At 66.8% G+C, this 13,437-nt stretch carries 10 protein-coding genes; 5 read left to right on the forward strand and 5 right to left on the reverse strand.

Annotated features, from left to right (window positions below):
- Positions 1–127 precede the first annotated feature (127 nt).
- The 4 genes from ACQUQF_RS07905 to ACQUQF_RS07920 all read left to right on the forward strand — a co-directional run bounded on the left by ACQUQF_RS07905 (position 128) and on the right by ACQUQF_RS07920 (position 3,456).
- The gene (locus tag ACQUQF_RS07905) at positions 128–505 is read left to right on the forward strand and encodes a NifU family protein (RefSeq protein WP_435177465.1); all 378 of its coding nucleotides are present in this window, start codon (positions 128–130) and stop codon (positions 503–505) included.
- A gap of 94 nt (positions 506–599) precedes the next feature.
- Positions 600–2,084: a sulfatase gene (locus ACQUQF_RS07910; protein ID WP_435177467.1), complete on the forward strand. Its 1,485-nt coding sequence runs from the start codon at positions 600–602 to the stop codon at positions 2,082–2,084.
- A gap of 1 nt (position 2,085) precedes the next feature.
- Entirely contained in the window at positions 2,086–3,132 is a 1,047-nt protein-coding gene (locus tag ACQUQF_RS07915) for a lysylphosphatidylglycerol synthase transmembrane domain-containing protein (RefSeq protein WP_435177469.1), read from the forward strand.
- Positions 3,133–3,261: 129 nt separating this feature from the next.
- Positions 3,262–3,456, forward strand: a complete 195-nt coding sequence (locus ACQUQF_RS07920; protein ID WP_435177471.1) for a hypothetical protein — start codon at positions 3,262–3,264, stop codon at positions 3,454–3,456.
- An 80-nt stretch (positions 3,457–3,536) separates the two neighbouring features.
- On the opposite strand, the gene ACQUQF_RS07925 is transcribed toward ACQUQF_RS07920, so the two are convergent.
- From ACQUQF_RS07925 to ACQUQF_RS07945, 5 genes are all read right to left on the reverse strand, one after another.
- Positions 3,537–4,451, reverse strand: a complete 915-nt coding sequence (locus ACQUQF_RS07925) for a ketopantoate reductase family protein (RefSeq protein WP_435177473.1) — start codon at positions 4,449–4,451, stop codon at positions 3,537–3,539.
- A gap of 383 nt (positions 4,452–4,834) precedes the next feature.
- Positions 4,835–5,176, reverse strand: a complete 342-nt coding sequence (locus ACQUQF_RS07930; protein ID WP_435177475.1) for a DUF7130 family rubredoxin-like protein — start codon at positions 5,174–5,176, stop codon at positions 4,835–4,837.
- Between the two features lie 320 nt (positions 5,177–5,496).
- The gene (locus ACQUQF_RS07935; RefSeq protein WP_435177477.1) at positions 5,497–10,545 is read right to left on the reverse strand and encodes a DNA polymerase II large subunit; all 5,049 of its coding nucleotides are present in this window, start codon (positions 10,543–10,545) and stop codon (positions 5,497–5,499) included.
- Entirely contained in the window at positions 10,545–10,964 is a 420-nt protein-coding gene (locus tag ACQUQF_RS07940) for a PPC domain-containing DNA-binding protein (protein ID WP_435177479.1), read from the reverse strand. Before ACQUQF_RS07940 ends, ACQUQF_RS07935 begins: the two co-directional genes overlap by 1 nt.
- 101 nt (positions 10,965–11,065) lie before the next feature.
- Positions 11,066–11,236 carry a DUF7556 family protein gene (locus ACQUQF_RS07945; protein WP_165881768.1) on the reverse strand — a complete coding sequence of 57 codons (171 nt, stop codon included), beginning with the start codon at positions 11,234–11,236 and terminating at the stop codon, positions 11,066–11,068.
- 292 nt (positions 11,237–11,528) lie between these two features.
- Here ACQUQF_RS07945 and ACQUQF_RS07950 point away from each other — a divergent pair, with 292 nt between their 5' ends.
- Positions 11,529–13,367 carry an ABC transporter substrate-binding protein gene (locus ACQUQF_RS07950; RefSeq protein ID WP_435177481.1) on the forward strand — a complete coding sequence of 613 codons (1,839 nt, stop codon included), beginning with the start codon at positions 11,529–11,531 and terminating at the stop codon, positions 13,365–13,367.
- Positions 13,368–13,437 lie beyond the last annotated feature (70 nt).

Here is a 13,437-nt window from a genome sequence, read left to right on the forward strand (position 1 = left end):
ACCGTCCCGATTCGGCGCGCTTAAGGGGCAGCGCGGCGCTCGCGGAGCGACGTCTCCGGCCGATTCGGCCGGTTCCGGGCCTGCGAACAGGAAAAGGTTGAAGACCGCACACACCCTACCTCGCGGTATGAGCACCGAGACTCAGGACGACGGAGACGACCTCGAGGAGCGGGTCAGTAACTTCCTGCGCCGCAACTTCCCCCAGATCCAGATGCACGGCGGGAGCGCGGCCATCCAGAACATCGACCGCGAGACCGGCGAAGTCAGCATCCAGCTCGGCGGCGCGTGCTCGGGCTGTGGCATCTCGCCGATGACCATCCAGGCCATCAAGAGCCGGATGGTCAAGGAGATCCCCGAGATCGAGCAGGTCCACGCCGACACCGGCATGGACGGCGGCAGCGGGATGGGCGGCAGCGGGATGGGCGGCGGCGGCATGAGCCCGTCGTTCCCCGGCGAGACGACCGACGACGGCGACGACGACGAGGGCCCGCAGGCCCCCTTCTAAGTTCGGATTTCCGCGGCGGAAACGGCCCAATTCTTCGCGTAGAACGCGGCTAACATCAGGATATTTATCCCGCCGGGTGTTGGACGGTACTGGTATGACCAACGACGATGCGGGGAACGTCGTGTTCGTGGTCATGGACACGGTTCGCAAGAGCCACCTCTCCGTCTATGGCTACGACAGACCGACGACGCCGGGGCTGGAGCGGTTCGCCGAGGAGGCGGCCGTCTTCGAGCAGGCGGTCGCCCCCGCGCCGTGGACGCTGCCGGTTCACGCCTCGCTATTCACCGGGATGTACCCGAGCGAGCACGGCGCGAGCCAGGAGAACCCGTACCTGGAAGGTGCGACGACGCTCGCCCAGACCCTCTCGGACGCGGGCTACGAGACGGCCTGCTACTCGTCGAACGCCTGGATCACGCCCTACACCCACCTCACCGACGGCTTCGACGACCAGGACAACTTCTTCGAGGTGATGCCCGGCGAGTTCCTGTCGGGCCCGCTGGCGAAGGCCTGGAAGACGATGAACGACAACGAGACGCTCCGGAAGGCCGCCGACTGGCTGGTGTCGGTCGGCAACAAGATCCACGAGTACACCGCCTCCGGCGAGGGCGCCGACTCGAAGACCCCGCAGGTCATCGACCGGACCATCGAGTTCATCGACGACGCCGACGGCGACTACTTCGCGTTCATCAACCTGATGGACGCCCACCTGCCGTACCACCCGCCCGAGGAGTACAAAGAGGAGTTCGCGCCCGGCGTCGACTCCGCGACGGTCTGCCAGAACTCCAAGGAGTACAACTCCGGCGCCCGCGACATCTCCGACGACGAGTGGGAGGCCATCGAGGGGCTGTACGACGCCGAGATCCGCCACATCGACTACCAGCTCGCGCGGCTGTTCTCGTGGATGGAGCAGAACGACGAGTGGGACGACACAATGGTCGTCGTCTGCGCGGACCACGGCGAGCTCCACGGCGAGCACGGCCTCTACGGCCACGAGTTCTGCATCTACGACCCCCTGATCAACGTCCCGCTGCTGGTCAAGCACCCCGAGATGGAGACCGGCCGACGCGAGGACCAGCAGGTCGAGCTCCTGGACCTCTACCACACCGTGCTCGACCACGCCGGCGTCGAGGCCGAGCGCGCGACGGTGCCGCTCGACCGGACCCGGTCGCTGCTGTCGGCCGACTACCGGGACTTCGCCGAAGGCGACTACGCCTTCGTCGAGTACTACCGGCCGGTCGTCGAGCTCAAGCAGCTCGAGGAGAAGGCCGCCGACGCCGGCATCGAGCTCGACCGCGACTCGCGGTTCTACTCCCGGATGCGGGCCGCCCGCCGCCCCGACGCCAAGTACATCCGCAACGAGCGCATCGCCGACGAGTTCTACCACCTCGACGTCGACCCCGGCGAGACCGACAACGCCCGCGGCCAGGGCAGCGACGAGGAGGTCGAACTCGAGGGCGCGCTGTCGGAGTTCGAGGAGCGGGTCGGCGGCGAGTGGAAGGAGGTCGAGGACGAGGACGTGCTCGACGACATGAGCGACGACGCGAAGGACAGGCTCCAGGACCTCGGCTACATAGATTAACGTGACGACGAAGGACAGCGCGGACGGCGGCGAGGCAGTGGTAAGTGGGCTGACCGACAGGTCCGGCGTCGCCAAGATACTCGTCGGGTTCCTCATCGCGGCCCTGCTCGTCTACCTGCTCGGCGTCGCCGCCGGGTGGGAGCGCACCGTGAACGCGCTCCAGCAGGCCGAGTACGAGTGGGTCGCCATCGCCTGCGCGTCGTCGGTCGTCGGCCTGCTCGCGTGGGGGAAGGCCTGGCAGGTCGTCCTCCGGGTGCTGGGCATCGAGGTGCCGTACCGCCGGCTCGGCGTGACCTACCTCGCGGCCACCTTCGCGAACTACGTGACCCCGATGGGTCAGGCCGGTGGGGAACCGTTCACCGCCTACGTCCTCTCGAAGGACACCGAGGCGAGCTACGAGGACAGCCTCGCGAGCGTGGTGACCGCCGACCTGCTCAACCTGCTGCCGTTCTTCAACTTCGCGGCGATCGGGCTGGTCTACCTGCTGTTCCGGACCTCGCTCACCGAGGACGTCGAGACGCTCGCCCAGGGGCTGGCCGCGATGGCCTTCGGCGTTCCCCTCCTGGTGTACGTCGGCTGGAACCACCGCGACGCCGTCGAGCGGATCATCCTCCGGGCGGTCCGGCCGGTAACGAGGCGGACCGACCGCGTGAGCGCCGAGGGCGTCCGGCGGCGCATCGACGAGTTCTACGAGTCGCTCGAACGCATCACCGGCGAACCCCGGAGCCTGCTGTACGCGCTGGTGTTCTCGTACGTCGGGTGGGTGTTCTTCGCCATGCCGCTGTACTTCTCCGGGAAGGCGCTGGGGCTGCCCATCACGCTCGTGCTGGTGCTGTTCGTCGTCCCGGCGAGCACCCTCGCGGGGCTGACCCCGCTGCCCGGCGGCCTCGCGGGCGTCGAGGCCGCGCTGGTCGCGCTGCTCGTGGCGCTCGCGACCGTCCCCAAGGGGCCGGCGTTCGCCGCGACCATCCTCTACCGGTTCTCCTCGTACTGGTTCGTGCTCGCGGTCGGCGGGTTCGCGACGTTCTGGGTCATCGCGCGGTCCTGACGCCGGGCGGGACGGCCCGCCACTGACGGACCGCCGCTCTACGATTCGACAGGAGGTCCGGATACGCTTTCCCCGGGCGCCGGCCACAGCAAGGGCACGCTATTTCCCCGCCGAGCGCCTACCGAACGTATGGCGAACTTCAACGCGGACTCGGCGAACAAGCTCAGCATGGTCTCGACGCTGGTCGACGCGGCGATGGCGTTCGCGCGCGGCCGGCCCAAGAGCGGCATCCTGCTCGTGGGCGCCGCGGCGCTGTCCTCGCGCGTACCCGGCCTCGGCACCGCCGTCTCGCTGCTGCTGCGGCTGGTCCGGCGGTTCCGGTAGTCCGACTGTCGACTCGCGGTTCGCTGATTCTTCGATGGGAAGTCGAACGCGCCGAGCGGGGCGCGAACTCAATCATCGGGTCAGTCGGCGTCGACGTGACCATCCTCCCAGGCCCGGAGGAGGTTCCGGAGCGTCCGGTTGACCGGGACCGCAGGGGTGTCTCCGACCCCGTGCGCGTCGGCCCGGGCGACCACGTACCCGCTGATGGCCTCGACCTCGGTCCGGCGGCCGGCCGCGACGTCCTGGCGCATCGAGGAGTCGTTGGCGGCGGTGGCCTCCGCGACGCGCTCGACCGCCCGGACCGCCTCGTCGTCGTTCAGGTCGACGCCCTCGGCGCGGGCGACGCGAGCGGTCTCGCGGGCGGCGTCTGCGGCCACCTCGCGGGCCGGCCCGTCGAGCAGCGCGCCGTTCTCGACGCGGGCCAGCGCCGTGGTGGCGTTGATGCCCGCGTTGACCGCGAGCTTCCCCCAGAGGCGCCGGGGCATGTCGTCGGCGACGGTGGTCTCGATGCCCGCGGCGGAGAAGGCCCGCCCGACCGCGTCGGCCGCCTCGGAGGTCCCGCCCTCGCGCGGCCCGAGAACGATATCGCCCCGGCCGGTGCACTCGACCAGGCCGGGCTCACGGAGGACCGCGCCGTAGGTCGCGGTGCCGGCGAGCACCGGGCAGTCGAGGAACCGGGCGAGCGTCTCCTCGTTGCCCATCCCGTTCTGGAGCGAGAGCGCGGCGTCGAACCCGCCGGTCGCGAGCGTCCGGGCGGCGGCCTCGGTGTCGAAGGCCTTGACGGTCACCACCGCGAGGTCGGCCGCGAGCCCGGTCCCGTCCGTGGTCGCGTCGGGCCACACGGTAACATCGTACTGCCCGCCCACGCGCAGGCCCGCCTCGCGGACGCGCGCGACGTGGGGGTCGCGGCCGACCAGCGTGACCGCGTGCTCGCGGGCGAGCAGTCCCCCGACGAGGCTGCCGAGGCTCCCCGCGCCGAACACGACGACGTCCATGTCGACACGTCGGGACCGGGGGTAGAAAAATCGGTGCGTCTCGTTCGCGGAACGGGCGATGAATCTGACGGTGCAGCGGGTGGATGAAAGGGGCCGCCGGTCGCGGTCACGCGAGCGAAGCGAGCGTGATCTCGGGAGACGCGGTTGTCTCCCGGCGCTACGCTTGGTCGTCTCCGCGAGCCACTGTTCCTGCGCCTCTCCGCACAGTTCGGCGCAGGAATATCTCGCAGAGCGACCGCGACCGACCGGGGCTTTCTAAGCGTTCGTCACCGCGGCTGTCGTAGTACTGGCGGAGTTGATAACAGTACGGACTAATCCGACACGCACTGCGATGAACGGAGGAATTGTCGTGCGTCCTCCACTCCCGAAGGAGAACCGAACGTCTAGTCCTCGGTCCAGTACATCAGCGCTTCCTTGGGCTCGCCGCAGTTCGGGCACTCGTCCGGGATGCCGTCGTCGATCTCGCCCATCTCGCCGCACTCGGTGCAGCGCCACATCAGCTCGCCCTCGCCGTACTCGTGGCCGGCCCGGGAGTGCTCGACGCTCAGGCTCTCGACGCCCTCGCGCGTGGTGACGAAGAACCCGCCGCGCTCGAAGCCGCGGATCTCCCCGATCTCGTTCCCCTCGTCGTCGTAGACGGTCTGGCCGAGGTCGAGCTGCATGATGGCCTCGGACGCGTGCTCGTCGCCGTCGTCCTCCACCGGTTGCTCTCCGTGTCCGCTCATACCCGGTCGTACGCCGTCGTGAGTGATAAAGCCCGTCGCCGATTCGCAGCGCGGGGGACGTGAGTGGACATCCATCGAGAAGTAGCCGCGTGAAGCATCCGAACGGAAGGTGCGACCAGGTGAACGGGTTAGTGATAGTACCGCGAGGGAGGACGGTAGGGACGAGCGAGCGGACCAAGGGAGGACCACCGGAGGACCTTCGGTCCTCCGAGCCTTCGGCGCGGAGCGCCGAAGACGCAGGGACGACCGCAGTGTTTTTCACGAAAGTTTTACCAGCGGGGAAATTCGCCGGAGGCGGATTTCCGAGCGCAGTAAAACTTTCACATGAAGTCCGCGATGCTGCCCTGCTTGTTCTTGTCGTTCTCGAAGATGCTCTCCAGCCGGGTGTCCATGATCTCGAGGCGCTGCTTGGTGTACTCCCGGCAGTCGTACTTCTCGGCGACCTGGATTGCGGTCTCCATGTACTTGTTCACCGACCCCTGGTGGACCGTGAGGTTGACCTGGCCGCCGCACTCCCGGCACTCGCCGGTCAGGGGCATCCGGCGGTACTTCTCGCCGCAGTCGAGACACCGGGTCTCCTGCCGGGAGAACGCCCGGAGGTTGCCGATGAGGTCGGGCAGGAAGTGGTACTCGATGACCCGCTCGGCCACGTCGGTCTCGTCGACCGACCGGAGCTTCCGGGCGAGCTCGAGCTGGGCGTCCATCTTGTCCATCATCGACCCGAGGGTCTTGTACGCCGAGAGGTCCGGCCCCAGGGCGATGTCGGAGGTGTCGTGGCTGTGGTGGAAGTCGGTGTACTCGCGGTCGGTGCCCAGGGTCTCCTCGGCGATGGTCATCACGTCCTCAACCTCGCCGGGGTCGGCCATCTCCCGGGTCGCCTCGAAGAACTCCAGGGGGTACTCCCGCACGATGTCCATGTTGTGGGCCTCGTCGTCGATCTCCGAGGGGTCGATGCGCGAGGACATGACGAGCGGCGCGTCCATCTGGCCCCCGCGCTTGTCGGGCAGGAACTCCTTGCTGAAGTTGAGTAGGCCGTCCATGAGGAGCATCACGCAGTCCTCGTCGCCGTCACACTGGCCGACGAAGAGGTCGTTCGCGACGAGCGTGTGGGTATCTTCGACGGTGACCGAGTAAGTGTAATCCACGTCCGAATCGATTATTTCCACCGATTCGACTTCGTCTAGCCACAGGTCCCCACCATCGCCGAAGAGGCGTTGCGACCGGACGGGGACCGAATCGAGCGTGTCGCGCAGGGTTTCGGACTTCCTATCTAGGTCGAACCCGATCTCCCGAGCGAATTGCGCCGCGTTTTCGGATGTCACCTTGAGGACCCACGATTCGAACTCCGGAACTGGTTCATCGTCGTAGAACTCGGCTACTGCTCCAGTCGAAGGACGACGGAGTTCCGTGTACACTTTGGTCGCGATGCCGAGGCGTTTCAATATCCCGACGAGGTCGTTCTTTAATTCGTCACTGACCGTGTAGGCCCGGATATCGATCCGATCAGTTGCAACGCTACCGTCTCCGCTAAAGTAAGACCGAAGGAACTCTCGAACGACGGGTTTGGGGGAATTGGCGACGCAATCCGGAACCCGTTTCTCCTCAGCAGAACATCCAGCATCGAGAATTTCGCTGAACAGTAGGGCGACGAGGCGGCTCGAGGTCGTAATCTTCCACTGGTTCTCTTCGTAGGGAGTCACCGAGAGTTTGTCTTCGAAGGTTTCGATGATGTGACTTCGTGGCTCTTCATCGGGAGTGCAGATTGTGGTTTGGTAGAACTCGCCGTCTTCAGAACGAGTGAATCCTTCGGCGGTGTAATAGCCGAGGACTTTCGCCATCTCCTCGTCGACAGTTAGCATCCGGCTTACCGAGGCGGTATCCCGTCGAACCCCGAGTTCGAGGTCGTCAGGGAGCTTTCCGAGAGTCTCTTCTCTACCCAGTAATGTGATGAATACCGAGGCGGGAACGCTGTCCCGATTGACCCAGTTGTAAACGGACGAATCACTCTTTTCGAGTTTCTCCGCAACGGGCTTGAGATATCCTCTCTCCTCAGTAGCGGAATCGAAGAGGCTCTTGATCCTCTTCTCACCGAGACCTCGAACCATCAGGTCCTCGTTAGGAAGCGAGTCGAGATGCAAGAACTGTTCGAGAAGGTCAATCGAAGCGTGTTCTCCCTCGAACTCTACTTCTTTTGGGGAGGGGATTTCATCGCCAGCGTCTAGTTCCCGAGCTTCGACCTCCTCAACGCCGTCGGAAGTCCAACGACGCATCGAGTGGTCCGGAGTAACCGTGATCTCGCGACCGCTTCGCGTCTCTATTTCCACGAGATGGTCGGGAGCAGGGTGTTTCGAGACCGCCTCGACCGGCTTCTGAACGACAGTACCGTCTTCGTCTACCGAGGGGACCCACACGTCGCCGTCCAACTCCTCGACAAGCGCGCCGAAGTCGTCTTCGCGCGGGTCGACAAGTCGTTCTTCCACTAGCTTCCGGATCTCGTCGTAGTGCCACTCGCCGGCCTCGTCTTCGTACCAGACCTTCGTCTCGGGGTGGAAGCAATTCCGGCGTTTCGCGGCGTGAAAGTACGGATGCGCGTATCCCACGGCGGCCGAGGTGAAGCCCACGATGCGCCCGACGACCGCCGCGGAGGTGTGGGGCGCCATCCCGAAGACGAGTTCGCCGACGAGGTCGTCGCGCTCCTCGAGCTCGTAGAAGGGGTCGAGCCCGTAGTACTGCTCCAGCAGGTCGTCGACGAAGTCGGCGGTCTGCAGCAGGTGCTCGGCCGCGCCGTCCGAGAGCACGATGTCCTGGACCTTGAGCTCGACCAGCTGGTCGTCGTGGCGCAGCGGGTCGCCGTGGACGTCCTCCTCGTAGCCCAGCGACCGGAAGTGGTCGGCCGTCACGTCGAGTTCGGCGGGCCGGACCGCGGTCACCGGCAGGTCGGTCATGTCGTACCGGACCGTCCCGTCCTTGAACGCCGAGACGTCGTGCTTCGCCCGGAGGATGCCCTTCTCGATGGGCTCGGGCGTCTTGTACGACGAGGACAGCCCCTTGACGCCTTTCAGCGTGTCGAAGGCGTTCTCGCGCTCGCCGACCGACTCCAGGGCCGACCGGAACTCGTCGTTGACGTCGATGGTCCGGAACTCGACCGAGGTGGCCTCGACCTCGCAGCGGTCGCAGACCGCCCGGCCCGACTCGTCGAGCTCGACCACCTGGTCGCAGTCGGGGCACTTGAAGTGCGCGAACGTGTTGCCGCCGCACTCCGGGCACTTGCACTCGTAGGTGTGCTCGCCGCAGTCCTCGCACTCCCGGCGGCCGACCTGGGCCTCGACCAGCCCGGGCGTGCTCTCCATGTCGGGCGCGTGCTTGGCGGCCGCGGCCACGTCGCGCTGGCTGCCGCCGGCCTCGCCGATGGGGAAGAGGGTGTGGACCGCCGGCGAGAGCTCGCGCTCCTCGGACTTCTCCGGGCGACCCATCCGGTTGCCGATGCGGGTGGGCGCCCGCTCCCGGACGGTGAACGGCGCGACCTCGTTGACCGCGCGGACCGCGTTGTCGCCGTCCTCGTCCTCGCCCCAGTTGCGGGCCTCGGGCGAGAGGTCGTCCCACGTCCGCTCCAGGCGGCCGGTCTCGTCGTCGACGACCACCCCGAGCGACCGGGCGAGCGGGCGCCACTCCGGAATCCGAATCTCGGTCTCCTGCTGCTCGTGCGGGACGAGGACGCATTCGAGCGCGGTCCGGACGGCCTCCTCGGTGAACTCGACGTGAAGGTCTCCCCCGACGACCTCGCCGTCCGCGACCGCCTCGGCGAGCGCCTCGAACTGCTCGACGGTCAAGTCGTGCCAGAGGTAGGTGTACTTCGGGTGGAGCGGGCAGTCGTACTCGGTCGCCCACGTCAGCGCCTCGTCGGGGGACGGGTCCGAGAGGTCGACGCTCGGGGAGTCCCGCAGCGCCTGGACGTCGGCGCCGGCCGCCTCGAACTCCTGGACCCACCACTCGACGGTGTAGGAGGCGGGCGCCAGCGGGTGGTTGTTCTCGACGAACTCGCCGTAGTTGACCAGGTACTCCCCGAGGTCGAGGATCTTCTCGACGCCGTTCCGGAGTTCGAGCGCCTCGTCGGGGTCGTCGATGCGCCGGACGTCGCCGTTGGCCAGCCGGACCGTCGGCCCCTCGATGGAGTCGACCGGCACCACGCCCGCGGCCTTGCCGGGGCGCTCGGTCTTGATCTGTGTGCCGGTCGCCAGGAAGTCGTCGACCAGGTGCATCGTCGCGGGGTGGACGCCCGCGGTCGCGAACCCGTGGTTGCGCGCCCGGCCGTAGCGCAGCCGGAAGCCGCCGGACTCGCTGGGGTGGCCGAAGACGGGCCGGCCCGCGATGAGGTCCCGGAGGAACTTCTTGGCGGGGTCGACCCGGGGCGGTCCCGAAACCTCCTCGACGTCGTCCTCGGCGTCCTCCTCGGCGGCGTCCGCGTCGGTCTCCTCGCCGTCCTCGCCGTCGCTCTCACCGTCGTCGGCGTCCGCGTCGCCGCCGTCCTTGCCGATGGTGCCGTCGATGAGGTCCTGGAGCCACGGCCAGTCGACCTCGTCGAGGTTGCGGGTGTAGCGCTGGATCTTGGGCGCCTTGAGCGCGATGCCCTCCGCGAGCACCAGGCACATCCCGCCCCGCGGGTTGTTGGTGTCGACCCGCTCTAAGTCGCGGAACCCCGAGACCTCCTCGTCGCCGGTCGACTCCCCGTCGAGCATGATGGGCATGTGCTCGGCGATGAACTTCGTCTCCTTGTCCTTCGGCGAGTACTGGAGGCCGGTCTCCTTGTCGTAGAGGTTGATCTCCTCGGCGTACCGCTCGATCTCCTCGTCGCGGGCCTCGTACTCGGACATCCCCACGAGCGCCCGGGTGTAGTCGGCGACCAGCACCGACAGCGCCTGTGCGGTCCCGCCGGCCGACCGGATCGGCCCGGCGTAGTAGACGTTGACGAACTCGGTGCCGTCGTCGTTCTCCAGGATCTCGACCCGGTCGATGCCCTCGATGGGCGCGGCGACCACGCCCTCCGTGAGGAGCGCGACCGCGGTCCGGACCGCGCCCTCGACCTTGCCGGCCTTGCTCTCGTAGTCGCCGACCCGGCCCTCCGCGAAGTCCTCGGCGAGTTCGAGCGCGGCCTCTTCCCTGCTCATCTCGCCCTCGAGTTCGCGGACGCGCTCGGCCACGCCGTCGATGCCGAGGATGTTCTCGACCCGGTCGGCCATGTCCTTCGCGACCGGGATCTCGACCTCGGGCTTGGGGTCGCCGCTGTTCGCCCGGGCGTCGCGGGCCACCTCGAACGCGTCGTCGAGGTCGGCCTCGAGGTCCTCGAAGTAGCGCTCGTCCTCCGCGCGCATTATAGCCAGAGGTCGAGCTCGGTGGGTTCGTCGGGCTCGCGCACCAGTTCGTCCTCGAAGGTCCGCATGTACAGTTCGCCGGCGAAGACGGTGGCGGCGTCGAGGTGGCCCGCGAGGGTCTGGCCGCTCTTGCGCGAGAGGACGGCGTGGGTGTGGGCGAACCGATCGCCGTCGAGCCACGCGACGTTCCCCACGCAGGCGGCCACCTCCAGCGGTTCGTCGAACTCGACCTCGCGGTACTCCAGTTCGTCCTGGTCGTAGTACCAGACGGTGGCGTCCTGTACCGCGCCCATCGCGACGAACCAGGCCGCGTCGACGTCCGCCTCGGCGGCAAGCGACTCGATCTCCGCGCGCCAGTCCTCGCCGTGCCCGAGTCGGGCGACGAACTCGCGGTCCCCTGAGACCTCCCGATAGTTCATGTTGCAGGTGAATGTGGACCGTCGGGAAAAAGGTTCAGTATTGCCCCGCTACCGCGGGGAAGCGGGTCGTGTCGCGTCGACCGGAATCCGCGTCGAGACCGCTACTGCCAGTCCTGGAGGGGTGCGCTCCCCGAGACGGGGACCGAGAGCCACGCGTCGTCGGCCGCCGTGTCGGCGATGATGAGCCGCTCCGTGCGACCGTCGTCGTCCAGCGAGGCCATGACCTCGCCCTGTGCCACCGAGTCCGACGGAGCGGCCGTGTTCGGCGCCATATGTGACACGTGATACCACGGGTTGATAAACGCACCGATACGTCAGACCCGCGCCGGAAACGAAGTGTTGCCGGTGCAGACGGTCGTTCCACGCGTCATTTATACCAGCGCTGTATCACGACCGGGGAGGGTCCGCGGTGCGGAGTTTCCGGATACGTGTTCAGAATCATCAGTAGAAAAAGAACAAACCGGACCGAATGCGGCCGGAGACGGGACAACTGCGGGACCAAGCTAGTGTTTCACGAGGTAACAACGGTAACTTTATCCGCTCTGCTTTACAATGAGCGGTTGGATGACAGATACTGACAACGTTAGTCGCCGTCGCTTCCTGCAGGCGACCGGCGGTGCGGCATCGGCCGCAGCGCTGGCCGGCTGCATCGGCGGTGACAGCAGCGGTCAGGAGACGACGACGACCAGCGGCGAGGGCGCACCCGACGTCGGCGAGAACTACCTGCGGCTCATCAACTCCACGATGACCACGATGGACCCGGTCCGGGCGACCGACACCGCCTCCGGGCGGGTCATCCAGCAGGTGTTCGACGCCCTGATGAACTACCCGAACGGCGAGATCGAGATCGAGAACCAGATCGCCAGCGGGTACGAGACCTCCGACGACTTCAAGACGTACACGTTCAAGCTCAAGGAGGGCGTCACGTTCCACAACGGCGACGAGGTCACGGCGAAGGACTTCGTCTACTCGTGGGAGCGCCTCGCGGCCTCCGACAAGTCCCGGCGGGCGTACTTCATCCTCGACTCCATCGGCGTCAAGCACGAGAAGGAGACGGTCACGAAGGACGGCGAGGAGGTCGAGCAGTACAAGCCCGGCTCGATGGCCGTCACGGCCGTCGACGACTACACCATCGAGATGGAGCTGAGCAAGCCGTTCCACGCCACGATGGAGATGCTGGCGTACACCTCGTTCGCCGCCGTGCCCGAGGGCATCGTCGGCGACGTCGAGGGGTACGAGGGCAAGATGCCCCACAAGGAGTTCGCGACCAAGAACCCCATCGGCGCCGGCCCCTTCGAGTTCGACCACTGGGAGGGCAACAACGAGGCCGTGGTCACCCGGTACGACGACTACCACGGCAAGAAGGCCAACATCGAGGGAGTCCACTGGAACATCATGTCGGACTCCGAGGCGATGTACACCTACGGGACCGTCAACCAGAACGCCGACATGGTGACCGGCGAGCAGCTCCCCACCAGCCACTACAACCCCGACAAGGTCAACGTCGAGAAGACCGACGACCTGGGCCGCAAGGTGGGCACCTACGGTGAGACCACCAGCGGCGCGACGATGGACTACACCGGCTTCGCGACCATCAACGCGTACTACATCGGGTTCAACATGGAGGCGGTCCCGGCCGCGGTGCGCAAGGCCGCCGCCTACGCGCTCAACCAGCAGGAAGCCGTCGACAAGGTGTTCAAGGGCCGCGGCGAGACCGCGTACCACTTCACGCCGCCGTCCATCTACCCCGGCGGCGCGCCGGCCTACCGCAAGCACGCCAAGAACAACTACCCGTACGGGTACAACGAGACCCAGCTCGACAAGGCCCGTCAGGTGATGAAGGACGCCGGCTACGGCCCCGACAACAAGGCCTCGTTCACGTTCACCGTCTACGAGTCCTCGTCGACCTGGCCGGACCTGGGCAAGCTCCTGCGCGACAAGCTCGCCAGCGCCCACATCGACATGACCATCGAGACCGCGCCGTTCTCGACGCTGCTCAAGCGCGGCCGGAACGGCAACCTCGAGGCGTACTCGCTCGGGTGGCTCATGGACTGGCCCGCGCCCGACAACTTCCTGCAGCTGCTCAACCCGCCGCAGACCGACACGTCGCTGGACGCGCCCATCTCGTACTTCAACTGGTCCGGGACCAAGGCGTCCAAGCAGGCAAAGCAGGCCTGGCAGACCATCCAGAACAACCGCGCGCCGACCGACAAGGCCCAGCAGGCGCGCAACGAGGCGTACGTCAAGATGGAGGAGGCCAACTGGGACGACATGGTCCTGCTGCCGGCCTACCACCAGATGGACGAGCGGTTCAAGTACAAGTGGGTCGACGTGCCGAAGTTCGGCGGCGCCGGCACCTCGCGCCAGATGTACAACACGGTCAAGCTCGGCAAGCGCAACTGACCTCACGACTTTTATTCTTTTCGACGAGTTCCGGTCTGATAGCGTTCGCGGAAGCGCCGGGTACACAGCC

The sequence above is a fragment of the Halorussus sp. AFM4 genome (assembly GCF_051194995.1).
Taxonomy (GTDB): domain Archaea; phylum Halobacteriota; class Halobacteria; order Halobacteriales; family Haladaptataceae; genus Halorussus.

Excerpts from the sequence above, each read along its gene's own strand:
- ACQUQF_RS07910 (WP_435177467.1), top strand. The coding sequence starts at position 600 with ATGACCAACGACGATGCGGGGAACGTCGTGTTCGTGGTCATGGACACG.
- ACQUQF_RS07945 (WP_165881768.1), bottom strand. The coding sequence starts at position 11,236 with ATGGCGCCGAACACGGCCGCTCCGTCGGACTCGGTGGCACAGGGCGAG.
- ACQUQF_RS07930 (WP_435177475.1), bottom strand. The coding sequence starts at position 5,176 with ATGAGCGGACACGGAGAGCAACCGGTGGAGGACGACGGCGACGAGCAC.
- ACQUQF_RS07920 (WP_435177471.1), top strand. The coding sequence starts at position 3,262 with ATGGCGAACTTCAACGCGGACTCGGCGAACAAGCTCAGCATGGTCTCG.
- ACQUQF_RS07950 (WP_435177481.1), top strand. The coding sequence starts at position 11,529 with ATGACAGATACTGACAACGTTAGTCGCCGTCGCTTCCTGCAGGCGACC.
- ACQUQF_RS07925 (WP_435177473.1), bottom strand. The coding sequence starts at position 4,451 with ATGGACGTCGTCGTGTTCGGCGCGGGGAGCCTCGGCAGCCTCGTCGGG.
- ACQUQF_RS07940 (WP_435177479.1), bottom strand. The coding sequence starts at position 10,964 with ATGAACTATCGGGAGGTCTCAGGGGACCGCGAGTTCGTCGCCCGACTC.
- ACQUQF_RS07935 (WP_435177477.1), bottom strand. The coding sequence starts at position 10,545 with ATGCGCGCGGAGGACGAGCGCTACTTCGAGGACCTCGAGGCCGACCTC.
- ACQUQF_RS07905 (WP_435177465.1), top strand. The coding sequence starts at position 128 with ATGAGCACCGAGACTCAGGACGACGGAGACGACCTCGAGGAGCGGGTC.